19 protein-coding genes are annotated in these 16,402 nt (G+C 67.4%); 8 read left to right on the forward strand and 11 right to left on the reverse strand.

The window, feature by feature from the left end:
* Positions 1-14: 14 nt before the first annotated feature.
* Positions 15-341 carry a DUF3392 family protein gene (locus tag C722_RS0113465; RefSeq protein ID WP_017640995.1) on the forward strand — a complete coding sequence of 109 codons (327 nt, stop codon included), beginning with the start codon at positions 15-17 and terminating at the stop codon, positions 339-341.
* Here the strand turns inward: C722_RS0113465 and C722_RS0113470 are convergent.
* From C722_RS0113470 to C722_RS0113490, 5 genes are all read right to left on the reverse strand, one after another.
* Complete coding sequence (locus C722_RS0113470; protein ID WP_017640996.1) at positions 338-2,080, reverse strand: bifunctional diguanylate cyclase/phosphodiesterase; 1,743 nt, start codon at positions 2,078-2,080, stop codon at positions 338-340. The two genes, C722_RS0113465 and C722_RS0113470, sit on opposite strands and share 4 nt — an antisense overlap.
* Positions 2,081-2,249: 169 nt before the next feature.
* Positions 2,250-2,960: a tRNA (guanosine(46)-N7)-methyltransferase TrmB gene (gene trmB, locus C722_RS0113475; protein WP_017640997.1), complete on the reverse strand. Its 711-nt coding sequence runs from the start codon at positions 2,958-2,960 to the stop codon at positions 2,250-2,252.
* A gap of 67 nt (positions 2,961-3,027) precedes the next feature.
* Positions 3,028-3,810 carry a thiazole synthase gene (locus C722_RS0113480; protein ID WP_017640998.1) on the reverse strand — a complete coding sequence of 261 codons (783 nt, stop codon included), beginning with the start codon at positions 3,808-3,810 and terminating at the stop codon, positions 3,028-3,030.
* 19 nt (positions 3,811-3,829) lie between these two features.
* Complete coding sequence (gene thiS, locus C722_RS0113485) at positions 3,830-4,030, reverse strand: sulfur carrier protein ThiS (protein ID WP_017640999.1); 201 nt, start codon at positions 4,028-4,030, stop codon at positions 3,830-3,832.
* 93 nt (positions 4,031-4,123) lie between these two features.
* A complete protein-coding gene (locus C722_RS0113490) occupies positions 4,124-4,501 on the reverse strand; it encodes a DUF423 domain-containing protein (RefSeq protein WP_017641000.1) in 378 nt (125 codons plus the stop codon).
* Between the two features lie 68 nt (positions 4,502-4,569).
* On the opposite strand from C722_RS0113490, the gene mtgA reads away from it, so the two are divergent.
* Complete coding sequence (mtgA, locus tag C722_RS0113495; RefSeq protein ID WP_017641001.1) at positions 4,570-5,271, forward strand: monofunctional biosynthetic peptidoglycan transglycosylase; 702 nt, start codon at positions 4,570-4,572, stop codon at positions 5,269-5,271.
* A 194-nt stretch (positions 5,272-5,465) separates the two neighbouring features.
* Here mtgA and rpoH read toward each other — a convergent pair whose 3' ends face one another.
* The 4 genes from rpoH to ftsY form a co-directional block, all read right to left on the reverse strand.
* The gene (gene rpoH, locus C722_RS0113500; protein ID WP_026083834.1) at positions 5,466-6,320 is read right to left on the reverse strand and encodes an RNA polymerase sigma factor RpoH; all 855 of its coding nucleotides are present in this window, start codon (positions 6,318-6,320) and stop codon (positions 5,466-5,468) included.
* A gap of 161 nt (positions 6,321-6,481) precedes the next feature.
* Entirely contained in the window at positions 6,482-7,492 is a 1,011-nt protein-coding gene (ftsX, locus tag C722_RS0113505; protein ID WP_017641003.1) for a permease-like cell division protein FtsX, read from the reverse strand.
* Positions 7,489-8,163 (reverse strand): cell division ATP-binding protein FtsE, encoded by a 675-nt coding sequence (ftsE, locus tag C722_RS0113510; protein WP_007161647.1) that lies wholly within the window; start codon positions 8,161-8,163, stop codon positions 7,489-7,491. The genes ftsX and ftsE overlap by 4 nt, the downstream gene beginning before the upstream one ends.
* Complete coding sequence (gene ftsY, locus C722_RS0113515; RefSeq protein WP_017641004.1) at positions 8,160-9,614, reverse strand: signal recognition particle-docking protein FtsY; 1,455 nt, start codon at positions 9,612-9,614, stop codon at positions 8,160-8,162. The genes ftsE and ftsY overlap by 4 nt, the downstream gene beginning before the upstream one ends.
* A 202-nt stretch (positions 9,615-9,816) precedes the next feature.
* On the opposite strand from ftsY, the gene C722_RS0113520 reads away from it, so the two are divergent.
* The 6 genes from C722_RS0113520 to C722_RS0113545 all read left to right on the forward strand — a co-directional run bounded on the left by C722_RS0113520 (position 9,817) and on the right by C722_RS0113545 (position 15,122).
* The gene (locus C722_RS0113520; protein WP_017641005.1) at positions 9,817-11,178 is read left to right on the forward strand and encodes a pitrilysin family protein; all 1,362 of its coding nucleotides are present in this window, start codon (positions 9,817-9,819) and stop codon (positions 11,176-11,178) included.
* Positions 11,175-12,614 carry a pitrilysin family protein gene (locus C722_RS0113525; protein WP_017641006.1) on the forward strand — a complete coding sequence of 480 codons (1,440 nt, stop codon included), beginning with the start codon at positions 11,175-11,177 and terminating at the stop codon, positions 12,612-12,614. The genes C722_RS0113520 and C722_RS0113525 overlap by 4 nt, the downstream gene beginning before the upstream one ends.
* A gap of 1 nt (position 12,615) precedes the next feature.
* Positions 12,616-13,185 carry a 16S rRNA (guanine(966)-N(2))-methyltransferase RsmD gene (rsmD, locus tag C722_RS0113530; RefSeq protein WP_017641007.1) on the forward strand — a complete coding sequence of 190 codons (570 nt, stop codon included), beginning with the start codon at positions 12,616-12,618 and terminating at the stop codon, positions 13,183-13,185.
* Positions 13,182-14,186, forward strand: coding sequence for a hydrolase (locus C722_RS0113535; RefSeq protein ID WP_017641008.1), 1,005 nt, complete (start codon positions 13,182-13,184; stop codon positions 14,184-14,186). Before rsmD ends, C722_RS0113535 begins: the two co-directional genes overlap by 4 nt.
* A gap of 99 nt (positions 14,187-14,285) precedes the next feature.
* Positions 14,286-14,771 carry a pantetheine-phosphate adenylyltransferase gene (coaD, locus tag C722_RS0113540; RefSeq protein WP_007161641.1) on the forward strand — a complete coding sequence of 162 codons (486 nt, stop codon included), beginning with the start codon at positions 14,286-14,288 and terminating at the stop codon, positions 14,769-14,771.
* A gap of 99 nt (positions 14,772-14,870) precedes the next feature.
* Positions 14,871-15,122 (forward strand): YfhL family 4Fe-4S dicluster ferredoxin, encoded by a 252-nt coding sequence (locus tag C722_RS0113545; protein WP_017641009.1) that lies wholly within the window; start codon positions 14,871-14,873, stop codon positions 15,120-15,122.
* Positions 15,123-15,132: 10 nt separating this feature from the next.
* Here the strand turns inward: C722_RS0113545 and C722_RS0113550 are convergent, their stop codons facing one another.
* Together C722_RS0113550 and lgt are read right to left on the reverse strand one after the other, a co-directional pair.
* On the reverse strand, positions 15,133-15,489 hold the full coding sequence (locus C722_RS0113550) for a hypothetical protein (protein ID WP_017641010.1): 357 nt from the start codon (positions 15,487-15,489) through the stop codon (positions 15,133-15,135).
* An 85-nt stretch (positions 15,490-15,574) separates the two neighbouring features.
* Positions 15,575-16,387, reverse strand: a complete 813-nt coding sequence (gene lgt, locus C722_RS0113555; RefSeq protein WP_017641011.1) for a prolipoprotein diacylglyceryl transferase — start codon at positions 16,385-16,387, stop codon at positions 15,575-15,577.
* Positions 16,388-16,402 lie beyond the last annotated feature (15 nt).

Raw genomic sequence — 16,402 nt, forward strand, 5'->3', positions numbered from 1 at the left:
CGAGGAGCTCTGCCTTGGACTTCGTGCTCGACCATATCGCCGACCTCTCCCGCTGGAGCCGCAGCCACCTGGACGAGGTGGCCCTGGCGGTCACCGCCACCCTGCTGGTGCTGTTCGGCAGCCAGGTCAATGGCTTCATCCAGGCGCGCCTGGGCAGCCTGCCGACCGCCATCCGCGTCCCGGCCTTCGCCCTGGCGTGCCTGGCGATCTACGGCGCCGCCATGACCTTCCTGACCCCCTGGGTGGTCAAGGGTCTGGCGCAGTTCAACAACTATGCCCTGGCCCCGGTGCTGCTGATCGGCGTCTGCCTGCTGGGCGTGCTGGCCGAGCGGCGCGGCTAGGGCTGGCCCCGCTGGCAGACGCGGATACTGTCCAGCAGGCACTCCAGTGATTGCGGGCGCCCCAGCAGGAAGCCCTGGAAGGTGTCCACGCCCAGGTCCTTGAGCAATTCGAACTGGGCCTGGGTTTCCACCCCCTCGGCGACGATCTGCATGTCCAGCGCGCGGCACAGGCTGACGATGCCGGCCAGCAGTTGCCGGGATCTGTCATCGGCGTCCACCGCCAGCAGAAAGCTGCGGTCGATCTTGATGGTGTCGAAGGGCAAGCGGTGCAGATAGCCCAGCGACGAATAGCCGGTGCCGAAGTCATCCATCGCCACCCGAAAGCCCTGCTCGCGCAAGGCGGCCAGGCGCCGCTCCGGCGTGCCCTTCTGCAGGAAGACCGACTCGGTCACCTCCAGCTCCAGTGCCCTGGGCGCGATACCGAATTCGGCGCAGGCCGCCGCCAGGACCTCGGCCAATTCATCATCGGCCACCTGCAGCGGCGAGATGTTGACCGCCACCGGGATCTGCAGGCCGGCGTCCTGCAGGGCGCGGGCGCAACCGGCCGCACGGCGGATGGCCAGGCGCCCGAGGGCCGAGGCCATGCCGTTCTGCTCGGCCAGGGCGACGAAGACATTGGGCGGCACGGCCCCGACGCCCGGGCAATTCCAGCGCGCCAGCAACTCGGCGCTGATCATGCGCTGACGGGCATCGAACTTGGGCTGCAGCACGAAGGTGATGAGCTCCGCCTCGATGGCGCCATGCAGATGAGCCAACAGGGTCACCTTGCTGCGCGCCTCGCTGGTCAACTGCGGATCGTAGCAGCGCACCCGGCTCTTGCCGGCCGCCTTGGCTGCGTACATGGCGGCATCGGCATTGCGCAGCAGGGTTTCCACATCCAGCCCTTCTTCGGGGGCCAGACTCAGGCCGATGCTGGCCGATACGCGGATATCGTGGCCGGCGATGCACTGCTGCCGACCCACCGCCTGCACCAGTTGCTCGGCCACCTGGCGGGCCTGCTCGCGATCGCTCACGTCCAGCAGGGCGACGAATTCATCGCCGCCCCAACGTGCCAGCACCTCGTCGGCGCCCAGCACCTGGCGCAACTCCCGCACCAGGGCGCAGAGCAGCTCGTCACCGGCGGCATGGCCCAGGGAGTCGTTGACCTCCTTGAAGCCATCGACATCGATGAACAGCACCGCGAGGTTGCCGGTCTCCTCCAGGTTCTGCAGGCGCGTCTCGAAATCCTGGTAGAAGGAGGTCCGGTTGGGCAGCTGGGTCAGGGCATCGCTCAGGGCCATGCGCTCCAGGGCCTGCTCGGCGCGCTTGCGCTCGGTGATGTCCCTCAGGCTGGCGACCACATAGCCTTCGCGATCCGCCTCGCCGGCAAAGCGACTCAGGCTGATCTCCACCGGCGTGACGCGTTTGGCGGAGACGTGGAACTGGGCTTCGCACAGGGCATAGCCGTCGCGCTCGAAGGTGCGGATGGCCGCCTCGGGCAGCTTGATGTAATGCGACAGGTACTGGCCGCTGACACTGCGCTCCGCGCTGAGCATCAGGGCGCGCAGGGCGTCATTGGCTTCGATGATCTGACCGCTTTCAGTCAGCACGGCCATGGCGTCGCGGCAGAGGGCGAAGGCCGAGGCGATGAGGTGCAACGAGCGTTCGGTACGCTGCCGGGCGCTGCGTTCGACTTCGAGCCAGCGCCGTACGGCGTGCAACTCGGCCGCTGGCGAGTCGGGGCGTACCAGGTCCGTCATCGGATCCGCTCTGCACGAAGGGCGGCGCGGAGCCGGTTGGCATTCTCGGGAAGGGCTGACATCCAGGTGTCTCTGTGAATTCGAATGCAACCGCCATCACAGCAGGGCAATTGGCCATCATGCCAATTGTCCCTCACCAGCTCAAGCTCGATTCGTCAGAGATACACGGTCAGCTCTGGCGTTCGAACTTGAGATCCCAGACGCCATGCCCCAGGCGCTCGCCACGGCGTTCGAACTTGGTGATGGGTCTTTCCTCGGGACGCGGTACATAGCCCGAGGCGTCGCCGAGGTTATGGTAACCGGGGGCGGCGTTCATGATCTCGAGCATGTGTTCGGCATAGGCCTGCCAGTCGGTGGCCATGTGCAGCACCCCGCCGACCCTGAGCTTTTGCCGAACCAGCTCGGCGAAGGCCGGCTGGACGATCCGCCGCTTGTGGTGGCGGCTCTTGTGCCAGGGATCGGGAAAGAACAGCAGCACCCGGTCCAGGCTGGCGTCGGCCACGCACTGGCGCAGCACCTCCAGGGCATCGCAGCTGTAGACCCGCAGATTGGTCAGCCCCTGGGTCATGGCGCCATTGAGCAACGCGCCCACGCCCGGACGATGCACCTCGACGCCGATGAAATCCTGCTCCGGCGCGGCGGCAGCCATTTCCAGAGTGGAATGGCCCATGCCGAAGCCGATCTCGAAGGTACGTGGCGCCTGGCGCCCGAACACCTGGTCGAAATCCTGCAGGCCGACGGTCAGCTCCAGACCGAAGCGTGGCCAACCCTGGTCGAGACCGCGTTGCTGGCCTTCGGTCATGCGGCCGGCGCGCATCACGAAGCTCTTGATGGTGCGCCGGGGGCGGTCGGGGGTTTGGTCGTCTTGATGATCGGTCATGGCGTTATCGATAGTGGGAAAAAGAGAAGCCCGGCACAGGCCGGGCGCGTGATGGAGGGCGCCAGGTCTAGTTGACCAGGCCGTCCAGCGGCGAGGACGCGGTCGCATAGAGCTTGCGCGGCATGCGCCCGGCCAGATAGGCCAGGCGACCGGCGACGATGGCGTGCTTCATGGCTTCGGCCATCAGCACCGGCTCGCGGGCATGGGCGATGGCGCTGTTCATCAGCACCGCTTCGCAACCCAGCTCCATGGCGATGGTGGCGTCGGAGGCGGTACCCACCCCGGCATCCACCAGCACCGGCACCTTGGCCTCTTCGAGGATGATGCGCAGGTTGTAGGGATTGCAGATGCCCAGGCCCGAGCCGATCAGACCGGCCAGCGGCATGACGGCGATGCAGCCGATGGCCTCCAGCTGGCGCGCGACGATGGGGTCGTCGCTGGTATAGACCATGACGTCGAAGCCGTCGGCGACCAGGGTCTCGGCGGCCTTGAGGGTCTCGATGACATTGGGGAACAGGGTCTTCTGGTCGGCCAGGACTTCCAGCTTGACCAGGTTGTGACCGTCGAGCAGCTCGCGCGCCAGGCGGCAGGTGCGCACCGCTTCCACCGCGTCATAGCAGCCGGCGGTGTTGGGCAGGATGGTGTAGCGCTCGGGCGAGATCACGTCGAGCAGATTGGGTTCGCCGGGAGTCTGGCCGATGTTGGTACGGCGCACCGCCACGGTGACGATCTCGGCGCCGGAGGCCTCGATGGCCAGGCGGGTCTCTTCGAGATCGCGGTACTTGCCGGTGCCGACCAGCAGACGCGATTCATAGGTGCGCCCGGCCAGGGTAAAGGGAGTGTCTTTCATCTGGATTCCTCTTGCGCGGCTAGCCGCCGCCGATGGCGTGGACCACTTCCAGCCGGTCGCCGTCCACCAGGGCGGTGGTGGCGTGCTGGCTGCGCGGCACGATGTCGAGGTTGCGTTCCACCGCCACTCGCCGCCCGGTCAGGTCAAGACGCACGAGCAGGTCGGCGACGGTGGCGCCGTCCGGCAATTCAAGGGATTCGCCGTTCAACAGAATCTGCATGGCAAAGGCATCGTCACGGGGTGAGCCGGCATTCTACGCCGGTCGGGCGTGCATTGCAGCGACGCCAGACCGGGAACGACGGCCAGTGCTCGGTCAGAGGCTGCCGAGGCGCCAGGCGAGGATGGCCAGGCAGGCCCAGCCGGCGAGAAAGCACAGACCGCCGAAGGGGGTGATGATGCCCAGCCGCGAGATGCCGGTCAGCGTCAGCAGATAGAGGCTGCCGGAAAACAGCAGGATGCCGGCGATGAAGAAGCCACCGGCCCAGGCCACCAGGCGCCCCTGAAAGTGCAGCGACAGGAGCGCGACGCCGAGCAGCGCCAGGGCGTGGATTAGCTGATAGAGCACGCCGGTCTGGAATACGGCCAGGTAGTCGGCGGTCAGCCGGCCCTTGAGTCCATGGGCGGCGAAGGCGCCGAGTCCGACACCGGTGAAGCCGGCCAGGGCGGCGAACAGCAGGAAGAGACGCAACATGGGTTTTACCGGGCGATGGAAGAGAAGCGCTGGTTATAATGGCCCGCTAACCGCCAAAGACCAAGCCGATGCTGCTCACCCTCCTCCGCCGTCTCCTGCGTATCGCCCTCTGGTTCGCCGTCCTCAGCGCCGCCCTGGTGCTGATCCTGCGCTGGGTGCCGCCGCCGGGCAGCATGCTGATGGTGGAGCGCAAGGTCGAGTCCTGGATCGACGGCAAACCCATCGACCTGCAGCGCGACTGGCGACCCTGGAAGGAGCTGCCGGACGATCTCAAGATGGCGGTGATCGCCGGCGAGGACCAGCACTTCGCCGAACACTGGGGCTTCGACATGACGGCGATCCGCCAGGCCTTCAGCCACAACGAAGCCGGCGGCTCCCTGCGCGGCGCCAGCACCATCAGCCAGCAGACCGCCAAGAATCTCTTTCTCTGGAGCGGCCGCAGCTACCTGCGCAAGGCCTTCGAGGCCTGGTTCACCGTGCTGCTGGAAACCTTCTGGTCCAAGCAGCGCATCCTCGAGGTCTATCTCAACAGCGTGGAATGGGACGACGGCGTGTTTGGCGCCGAGGCCGCGGCTCGTCACCATTTCGGCATAGGTGCTCCCTACCTGTCCGACCGCCAGGCCAGCCTGCTGGCCGCCGTGCTGCCCAATCCCCGCGAATGGAGCCCGAGCCGCCCGAGCGCCTATGTCGCCGAACGCGCCGCCTGGATCCGCCAGCAGGAGCGCCAGCTGGGCGGTAGCGACTACCTGCGACGGATGACCGGGCAGTAGCAAGGCGACTTCGCACGCGGTTTTCAGCCTACAGACGCTCTATCGCGGCCATGGACCGCTCCTACGGACTTCCCGGTACTTGTATGGCCGCGATGGCCAGAGCCTGATCCAAGCCAGCCTACTGGCTGGGCGACAAGATTTGCAGACATAAAAAAACCGCACCCTAAGGTGCGGTTTTTCAATCAACGAGCGGATCAGGCGGCGATATTGCCCTTGAGCTTGTTCATCGCGTTCTTTTCCAGCTGACGGATACGCTCTGCCGAGACGTTGTACTTGGCCGCCAGCTCGTGCAGGGTCGCCTTTTCCTCGGCCAGCCAGCGCTGGTAGAGGATGTCGCGACTGCGATCATCCAGGCGTTCCAGGGCCTCGTGCAGATTGGCCGTGGAGCTGTCGGTCCAGTCAGCCTCTTCCAGCTGGCGTGCCGGATCGTAACGGCTGTCTTCCAGGTACTGGGCCGGTGACTGGTAGGCGGCATCGTCATCGGCATCGCTGGCCGGATCGAAGGCCATGTCCTGACCGGTCAGGCGGCTCTCCATCTCGCGCACTTCCCGAGGCTCCACGCCCAGGGTTTCGGCCACGCGATGGACCTCGTCGTTGTTCAGCCAAGCCAGCCGCTTCTTCTGGCTGCGCAGGTTGAAGAACAGCTTGCGCTGTGCCTTGGTGGTGGCGACCTTGACGATGCGCCAGTTGCGCAGGATGAATTCGTGGATTTCCGCCTTGATCCAATGCACGGCAAAGGACACCAGGCGTACGCCCATTTCGGGGTTGAAGCGCTTCACGGCCTTCATCAGGCCGACGTTGCCTTCCTGGATCAGGTCGGCCTGGGCCAGACCATAGCCGGAATAGCTCTTGGCGATATGTACCACGAAGCGCAGATGCGCGAGCACCAACTGCCGGGCGGCCTCGACGTCTTCCTTGTAGAAGAGGCGCTCGGCCAGTTCACGCTCCCGCTCCGGCGTGAGCAGCGGAATGCTGTTCACCGAATGCACATAGGCTTCCAGGCTGGCGCCAGGAACCAATGTAGGAACAGGTTGCAACGAAGTGGTCATGCGAATCCTCCGATTCACTAAGCACTGGGCAGTCTAACACTGATTTTTTGGACAGCGCCAGACTAGTCCAGGTTCCCTTAACCCCAGCTGAAAACCACCGTGAAATGCTTGTGTCATCAGGGGGTTAGACCGTTTCCAAAGGTGTCGGAAACGGTCGTTGGTCAGCGCGGCGCGAGTTCGCGTAGATGGCGGGCAACGGCCAGCCAGGCGCCGATGTAGCCGAGCAGCACGGCGCCGATCAGCAGTTGCAGCCCGTCTTCGATGGCGACGCTGCCCAGGGCGAAATCGCTGCCGTAGAGGCCGGCCAGGTCGAGCACCGCGCCGTTGAGCCAGTTGAGGCCGAACACCAGCAGCGCCCAGGCGGCGATGCCGGCGCCCAGGCCGAACAGCGCGCCCATGTAGAGGAAGGGCCGGCGCACGTAGCCGTCGGTGCCACCCACCAGCTTGACCACCTCGATCTCGGTGCGGCGATTCTCGATGGCCAGGCGGATGGTGTTGCCGATCACCAGCAGTAGGGCGATCACCAGCACCACGGTCAGGCCGAAGACGAAGCGCTCGCCCAGCTTGAGGATGGCGGTGAGGCGCTCGACCCACTGCATGTCCAGCTGCACCTGCTGCACGCCGTTCATCTCGGCCAGCTGGCTGCGCAGCATGTCGAGGCGACTCTTGTCGATTTCCTTGGGCGTCACGGCGATGACGCCGGGCAGCGGATTCTGCGGCAATTCGCGCAACGCCTCGCCGAGGCCGGCGTCCTGCTGCAATTCCTTCAGGGCATCGTCCGGGCTAATCCAGCGCGCCTCGGCCACATCGGGCAGGACCTTGATCTGGCTCATCAGCACCTCGGCCTGGTCCTGGCCGGTGCGCAGGTCGAGGAACACCGAGATCTGCGCCGCGCGCTGCCAGGAGCCACCCAGGCGCTCGACGTTCTTCAGCAGCAAGGACACCCCCATGGGCAGCGCCAGGGCGATGCCCATCACCAGGCAGGTGAGAAAGGTGCCTATGGGCTGCTGCACCATGCGCCTGAGGCTGTCCCTCAGGCCGGTGCGGTGGGCTTCGAGGTAGGCGTGCAGCGGGCTGCGCCAGTCGCTCTTGGGTTTCTTCGGGGCCTGGCGCTGCGGACGCTGGGGCTTGCCGCCCTGTTCCTGGCCACGGGGCAGTTCGGTGGCGCTCATGGCTGGCTCTCCTCTTCGTCGCCGATCAGGCGGCCGCGCTGCAGAGTCAGCATGCGATGGTGCAGGCGGGCGATGAGGGCATGGTCGTGGCTGGCGATCAGCACCGTGGTGCCGAGGCTGTTGATGTCCTCGAAGACGCCCATGATCTCCGAGGCCAGGCGTGGATCGAGGTTGCCGGTGGGTTCGTCGGCGAGCAGCAGGGCCGGGCGATGCACCACGGCACGGGCGATGCCGACCCGTTGCTGCTGGCCGGTGGACAGCTCGGCCGGATAGTCGTCGAGCTTGTCCTTGAGGCTGACCCGCTCCAGAGCGGCGGCCACACGCTTGGCGATCTCGGGCTTGGACAGGCCGAGGATCTGCAGCGGCAGGGCGACGTTGTCGAACACGGTGCGGTCATAGAGCAGCTGGTGGTTCTGGAAGACCACGCCGATCTGCCGGCGCAGGAAGGGAATCTGCGCATTGGTGATGCGCGAGATGTCCTGGCCGGCCAGGGTCAGCTTGCCGCCGGTGGGCCTTTCCATGGCCAGGATCAACCGCATCAGGGTGCTCTTGCCGGCGCCGGAATGACCGGTGACGAAGAGGATTTCGCCGCGTTCGGCACGGAAGCTCAGTTCCTGCAGGCCGACGTGACCGTTGGGATAGCGCTTGGAGACGCGGTCGAACTGGATCATGAGACGCCCCGCTCCGCGAACAGGGCCTGGACGAAGGGCCGCGCCTCGAAGGGCCGCAGGTCGTCGATGCCTTCGCCGACGCCGACATAGCGGATCGGCAGGGCGCTCTGCTTGGCCAGGGCGAAGATCACCCCACCCTTGGCGGTGCCGTCGAGCTTGGTCAACGCCAGGCCGGTCAGGGGCACCGCATTGTGGAACTGCTTGGCCTGGTTGAGGGCGTTCTGGCCGGTACCGGCGTCGAGCACCAGCAGGGTCTCGTGGGGCGCCGCCTCGTCCAGTTTGCCGATCACCCGGCGTACCTTGCGCAGCTCCTCCATGAGATTGTCCTTGGTGTGCAGCCGGCCGGCGGTATCGGCGATCAGCACATCGATGCCGCGGGCCTTGGCGGCTTGCACCGCGTCGAAGATCACCGAGGCGGAGTCGGCGCCGGTGTGCTGGGCGATCACCGGGATGCGGTTGCGCTCGCCCCAGACCTGCAGCTGCTCCACGGCGGCGGCACGGAAGGTGTCGCCAGCGGCCAGCATGACCTTCTTGCCGTCGTTCTGCAGGCGCTTGGCCAGCTTGCCGATGGTGGTGGTCTTGCCGGCGCCGTTCACACCGACCACCAGGATGACGTAGGGCTTGTGCGAGGTGTCGATCACCAGCGGCTGCTCCACCGGCAGCAGCATCTCCGTGAGCTCCTGCTGCAGGGCCTGATAGAGCGCCTCGCTGTCGGCCAGTTGCTTGCGCGCCACCTTCTGGGTCAGGTTGCGCATGATGACGCCGGTGGCCTCGACGCCGACGTCGGCGGTCAGCAGGCGAGTCTCCAACTCTTCGAGCAGGTCGTCGTCGATGGCCTTCTTGCCGAGGAACAGACTGGCCATGCCTTCGCCGAGACTGGCGCTGGTCTTGGACAGCCCCTGGCGCAGACGAGCGAAGAAACCCAGTTTGGTTGGTTCGGCCGGAGCGGCGACGGCCGGCGCAGCGGATTCGGATTCGGGTTCGGGTGCAATCACCACGGGCTCAGGACGTACCGGGGCGACGGGTACGACCGGGGCTGGAGCAGGCTCGGGCTCTACGACAGGCGCAGGAACTACCGGTGCCAGTGGCGCGACCGGCGCCGATACCGGCTCGGGCTCTGTCTCGGGCACAACTACCGGCTCGACCTCGACCGGCGGCAGGATGGGATCGGCCACCAGCGGCTCGACCAGCGCCGTCAGGGCCACCGGCGACGGGGCCTCCTCTTCGGCGACCGGGGTCAGCGAGGGGATCGCCTCCGGCGGCTCGGGTACCGGCTCCGGATGCTGCACCGGTTCGCTGGTCAGCGGCTCGGGCAAGCGCTCTTCGGCTTCGGGCGCGGCGGCGGGGGCTTCGGCCGGCGTCGCTACGGGTTCGGCAGTCTTCTTGCGGAACCAGCCGAACAGGCCTTTCTTCTCCGTGGGGGGAGACTTCTTGTCGTCGGATCCAAACATGCAGGGCTCTGTATCGAACGGACGAGCCAGCTGCGGGAGCTCCGCCAGGCGGGGCTCGACCGTCAGGCATGGCCGTCGGGAAAAGGGATGCGTATCCTAGCAGCCTGCCGGGCGGAAGACCTCCCCGTCGGCGAAAAACGCGCGACCGTCCCCAGGACGCAGCCGCTTCGTCCCCTACCGCGCTACAAGGCCTGCTCTCGCGATGCCCGCCTCCCGCCTCCGTCGGACCGCCCTGGTCGTCCTGCTCAGCCTGCTCTCCACCCTCGCCCTGGCCACCGCCAGCCGGCAGAACACCGAGGAATTCACCCTCGACAACGGCCTCAAGCTGGTAGTCCGCGAAGATCACCGGGCGCCGGTCGCCGTGGTGCAACTCTGGTATCGCGTGGGTTCGAGCCTGGAGGCACCCGGCGCGACCGGCTTGTCCCACGCCCTGGAACACCTGATGTTCAAGGGCAGCCGCAAGCTCGGTGCCGGCGAGGCCTCGCACCTGCTGCGCGATCTGGGCGCCGAGGAGAATGCCTTCACCACCGATGACTACACCGTCTACTACCAGCTGCTCGCCCGCGATCGCCTGCCGGTGGCCCTGGAGCTGGAAGCCGATCGCATGGCTCATCTGCGCCTGGCGCCCGACGAGGTCACCCGGGAACTGGAAGTGATCAAGGAAGAACGCCGGCTGCGCACCGACGACCGCCCCGAGGCACTGTCCTTCGAACGCTTCAAGGCCGCGGCCTACCCGGCCAGCGGCTATCGCAACCCCACCATCGGCTGGCCCCAGGACCTGCAGCGCCTCGGCGTCGACGACCTGCGCCGCTGGTACCAGACCTGGTACGCACCCAATAACGCCACCCTGGTGGTGGTGGGCGACGTCGAGCCCCAGGCAATCCGCGCCGAGGTGCAGCGCTGGTTCGGCGGCATTCCCCGCAGCGACCTGGCCGCGCCGCGACGCCCGCTGGAACTGCCCGCGCCGGGCGAGCGTCGTCTGGCCCTGCAGGCCCGTGAACTGCCCAGCCTGCTGATGGGCTTCAACGTGCCCAGCCTGGCCACCGCCGCCCAGCCGCGCGATGCCTATGCGCTGCAACTGCTGGCCGCCCTGCTCAGCGGCGGCTCGGGGGCACGCCTGCCCAGTCGTCTCGAACGCGGCGCGGAAGTGGCCAGCAGCGTGCGCGCCGCCTATGGCGCCTATACCCGCGGCGACAGCCTCTTCCTGCTCAGCGGCACCCCCAATACCCAGCGTGGCAAGACCCTCGACCAGCTGGAAGCGGCCTTCTGGGCGCAACTGGACCTGCTCAAGCGCGAGCCGCCCAGCACCGAGGAACTGGCCCGGGTCCGCGCCCTGCTGGTGGCCGGATTGGTCTATGGCCGCGACTCCATCACCGCTCAGGCCAGCAGCATCGGCCAGTTGGAAAGCGTCGGCCTCGGCTGGCGCCAGGGCGATCGGCTGCTCGACGAGCTGGGCCAGGTCACTCCCGACGACCTGCGCCGCGTGGCCCGTACCTACTTCACTCGCGAGCGCCTGACCCTGGGCCAGTTGCGCCCCGAACCCACCGCGGAGGCCCGTCGATGAAGCGTCTGCTGTGCCTTGCGCTGTGCCTGCTCGCGGGCTGTCAGTCCCCCACCCCGGTCGGCGACCTGGCGCGCGCCTATCCCGCCGTGGACAGCCTCAAGACCCTCAAGGAGGTACCGCCCCTGGGGCGCCAGCTGGACATCCAGCGCTGGCGCACCGCCGAGGGCGCCCAGGTGCTGTTCGTGCCGGCGCCGGAATTGCCGATGTTTGACGTGCGCCTGATCTTCGCCGCCGGCAGCAGCCAGGACGGCGCCACGCCGGGCCTGGCCATGCTGACCAACGGCCTGCTCAACGAAGGCATCCCGGGACGCGATGCCGGCGCCATCGCCGACGGCTTCGAGCGCCTGGGCGCCGATTTCAGCAACGGCGCCTACCGTGACCAGGCGGTGGCCGGGCTGCGCACCCTTGCCGATCCGGCCCACAGCGAACCGGCCCTGGCACTGCTGGCCGACGTGGTCGGTCGCCCGACCTTTCCCGCCGAGGCCATCCAGCGCATCCGCGACCAGTTGCTGACGCTGATCGCCGCCAGCCGTCGCGAGCCGGCCAGCCTGGCCGGCGAAGCCCTGCAGGAAAGTCTCTATGGCAGCCATCCCTATGCCCATTCGCCACGGGGCACGGCAGCCGGACTGGCACGCCTCGACGCGGCCAGCCTCAGGGCCTTCCATTCCCGTGCCTATGCCGCCGGCAATGCCGTGATCGCCCTCACCGGCGACCTGGATCGCGCCCGCGCCGAGCAGATCGCCGCCCAGCTGTCGCGCGCCCTGCCCCGCGGCCCGGCCCTGCCGCCACTGCCGGTGCCAGCGCTTGCCGCACCGGCCCGGGTGCAGCTGGAGATCCCGGCGCAGCAGACGCGCCTGCTGCTCGGCCAACTCGGCATCACCCGCCGCGATCCCGACTACGCCGCCCTGTTCGTCGGCAACCAGATCCTCGGCGGTGGCGGTTTCGGCAGTCGCCTGATGACCGAATTGCGCGAACGCCGCGGTCTCACCTACGGCGTCAGCTCGGGCTTCACCCCCATGCGTCAGCCTGGCCCCTTCACCCTCGGCCTGCAGACCCGCGCCGAACTGGGCGATGCCACCCTGGCCTTGGTCCGTGACCTGCTGCGCGACTACCTGGCCCAGGGCCCCACCCAGGCCGAACTGGACCGCGCCAAACGGCAGATCGAAGGCAGCTTCCCGCTGGCCAACGCCAGCAACGGCGCCATCGTCGCCCAACTGGGCAACATCGGCTTCTATGACCTGCCCAGCAGCTACCTCGATGACTTCCTCCAGCAGGTCCGCCGGCTGACGGTGGAGCAGGTGCATGCCGCCCTGCAGCGCCACCTGGATCCGGCCAACTTCGTCGTGGTCAGCGCCGGCCCACGGGTCGCCCAGCAGCCGCTGCCGCCACCCCGCCCTCTTCCCAACCTGCCGCCCAGCGGCGTTCCGGAGCACTAGCATGGCCCAGAAGACCGCCAACCAACTGCGCATCATCGGTGGCGACTGGCGCAGCCGGCGCTTCGTCTTTCCCGATGCCCTGGGCCTGAGACCCACCCCGGATCGGGTCCGCGAGACCCTGTTCAACTGGCTGGCCGCCGTCACCCCGGGCGCCCGGGTGCTGGACCCCTTCGCCGGCAGCGGCGCCCTGCTGCTGGAAGCCCTGTCCCGCGGCGCCGGCCCGGCGCTGGCCTTCGACCTCAATGCCCAGGCCGCCAATGCCCTGCGCGGCCATCTGCAGGCCCTCGGCTGCGCCCACGCCGAGGTGCGCCAGACCGACGCCCTGCAGGCGCTGGCCAAGCCGGCGGCGACGCCCTTCGATCTGGTGTTTCTCGATCCGCCCTTTGGCCAGGACCTGCTGGAGCCGGCCTGCGCGACCCTGGAAGCCCAGGGCTGGCTCGCCGCGGACGCCTGGATCTATACCGAGAGCGAGACCCAGCCCTCGCGCCTGAGCCTGCCCGCGACCTGGCAACTGCACCGCGAGAAGAAGACCGGCAACGTCCACTACGCCCTCTGGCACCGCCAGGCGTGAACAGCGCCCCCTTTCGCCCGGCGCGCTGGCTGCCCGGCCCGCACCTGCAGACCCTCTGGGGCTCGCTGTGGCGCCGCCTGCCGCCTATCACCCGCCCGCGCGAACGGCTATGGCTGGAGGATGGCGACTTCCTCGATCTGGACTGGTATCACGCCGAGGACCCACAGGCGCCCCTGGTGCTGATCGCCCACGGCCTCACCGGCAGCTCCGGCTCCCACTATGTGCTCGGCCTGCAATTCGCCCTGGCCGCCCGCGGCTGGGCCAGCGTCGGCCTCAACTGGCGCGGCTGCTCCGGCGAACCCAACCGCCTGCCGCGAGGCTATCACTCCGGCGTCAGCGAAGACCTGGCCGCGGTGGTGCGCTATCTGCAGGCCAGTCGTCCGGAGGCTCCGCTGTATGCGGTGGGCTTTTCCCTCGGTGGCAATGTGCTGCTCAAGTACCTCGGTGAGCGCGGCGCGGAAAGCGGACTACGAGCCGCGGCGGCGGTGTCGGTGCCCTTTCGTCTGGACCTCTGCGCCGATCGCATCGGCATCGGCTTCTCGCGTATCTATCAGCGACACTTCATCCGCGAACTGGCGCGCTATGTGCGCGACAAGCAGGCACTGTTCGATCGCGAGCGCCATCCCGAGCAGCATGAGATCCTCGCCCGCCTGGGCCCGCCCGAGGGGCTCAAGACCTTCTGGGACTTCGACGACAGATACACCGCGCCCCTGCATGGCTTTCGCGATGCCCGGGACTACTATCGCCAGGCCTCCAGCCGCTATTACCTGGGGGGTATCCGCATCCCCACCCTGCTGATCCAGGCCGAGGACGATCCCTTCATCGGCACCGACGCCCTGCCCGCCCGCGCCGAACTGGCGCCCGACACCCTGTTCGAGCGCCTGCCCCACGGCGGCCACGTGGGTTTCGTCGGCGGCTCCTTCCGCGACCCGGACTACTATCTGGAAAGGCGCATCCCCGACTGGCTGGTCAGCCAACGGGCAGCGCCATCCGGCCGATAAACGCCCACGGGTCGGCGATCCTGGCGGCTGTCGCCTTGGCCTCACCCCGCCCCTGAGCTACCATCCAAGCCCCAACAGCTTCGCCCCCAGGACAGCGTCATGAACCGAGTGCTATACCCCGGCACCTTCGACCCCATCACCAAGGGCCATGGCGATCTGGTGGAGCGCGCCTCGCGGCTGTTCGACGAAGTCGTGGTGGCGGTGGCGGCCAGCCCCAAGAAGAACCCGCTGTTTCCGCTGGAACGCCGGGTCGAGCTGGCCAAGGCGGTGACCGCGCACCTGCCCAACGTCGAGGTGATCGGCTTCAGCTGCCTGCTGGCCACCCTGGTGGAACAGCAGAAGGCGACCATCATCCTGCGCGGCCTGCGCGCCGTGTCGGATTTCGAGTTCGAATTCCAGCTGGCCAACATGAACCGGGTGCTGGCGCCCCAGGCGGAAAGCATGTTCCTGACCCCGTCGGAACACTATTCCTACCTCTCCTCCACCCTGGTGCGCGAGATCGCGGCCCTCGGTGGCGACGTGACCAAGTTCGTCCATCCCACCGTGCATCAGGCGCTGCTGGAGCGTTTTGCCCCGGCCAGCTGATTAACCCCAAGGACTGTCGGGTGCAGCCGGCGCGCGGATGGGGCAAAATGCGCGCCTGACTTTTGGATCGCTGCGCGTTCGCGTGGCGAGGAGCCGACGATGTCCCTCATCATTACCGACGATTGCATCAACTGCGACGTGTGCGAGCCCGAGTGCCCGAACGGCGCCATCTCTCAGGGCGCGGAGATCTACGTGATCGATCCGAACCTGTGCACTGAGTGCGTGGGCCACTACGACGAACCCCAGTGCCAGCAGGTCTGCCCGGTGGACTGCATCCCCCTCGACGAAAACCATGTCGAGACCAAGGAGCAGCTGCACGACAAATACCTGAAGATCAGCGGCCAGGGCTAGCGCCAGGGCCTTACTCGGTACGCCCGTACCCGCTCTGGGTGCAGCCCAGGCAGCGCACGAAGGCCGCCTTGCCCGGCTCGACCACCAGGGCCTTGCCGGCCTTGCCGATGTTACCGCCCGCGGCGGTGAATGGCAGACTGACCACGAAGACGCCCGCGCCGATCACGGTGGCGGCGATCAGCAGCGGCCGCGCGATCAAGAGATCGCCGATCATGGAAAAGGCGGCGGGAGCCTGGGCTTCACCGAACGCCTGGTCGGCGGTCTGATACTCGGTGACGTCACCCTGAGCCTGTTGCGCCTGCGCCGGCAGGACCTGCATCGTCAGGGCCAGCGCCAGCACGGCAGCCAGGCTACGGAACGGATTCATACGGCTGATCCCTTGCGCGGTTGTGATGGTGGTCCCTGAACTATAACAGGCCGCCCGCACTTGTCATGCGGGCGGTCCCCAGACGTCATTCGGCGCGGACGACCGGCTGCGGTGCGCGGCGATGGGCGTAGACCATGAGCGCGATACCGCCGAGCACCATGGGCACGCAGAGCACCTGCCCCATGGTCAGCCAGCCCCAAGCCAGATAGCCGAGCTGGGCGTCGGGCACCCGGACGAATTCGACGATGAAGCGGAAGATGCCGTAGCAGAGCACGAACAGGCCGGACACGGCCATGGTCGGCCGCGGCTTGCGCGAATACAGCCAGAGGATCACGAACAGCGCCACGCCTTCCAGGGCGAACTGGTAGAGCTGCGAGGGATGGCGCGGCAACTGGGCCGGATCGCTGTAGGGCGGGAAGATCATCGCCCAGGGCACATCGGTGGGCTTGCCCCAGAGTTCGGCGTTGATGAAGTTGCCGATGCGGCCGGCACCCAGGCCGATGGGCACCAGCGGCGCGATGAAGTCCATCAGCTCGAAGAAGCCCTTGTTGTGGCGCTTGCCGAACCACCAGACCGCCAGGATCACCCCGAGCAGGCCGCCGTGGAAGGACATGCCACCCTTCCACACCTCGAAGATCAACGTTGGATTGGCGATGTACTCCGCCAGGTTGTAGAACAGCACATAGCCGAGCCGCCCCCCGGCGATGACCCCCAGCGCCACCCAGAACACCAGGTCGGACAGGGTCTCGCTGGTCCAGCGCGGATCGAAGCGATTGAGCCGACGCTTGGCCAACCACCAGGCGCCACCGATACCCACCAGGTACATGAGGCCGTACCAGTGGATCTTCAGCGGCCCCAGCGACAGGGCCACCGGGTCTATTTGCGGATACGGCAGCATGGTGCCTCCTTGAAG

Origin of the sequence: Pseudomonas sp. 313, from assembly GCF_000316965.1 — a bacterium.
GTDB lineage: Bacteria > Pseudomonadota > Gammaproteobacteria > Pseudomonadales > Pseudomonadaceae > Chryseomonas > Chryseomonas benzopyrenica.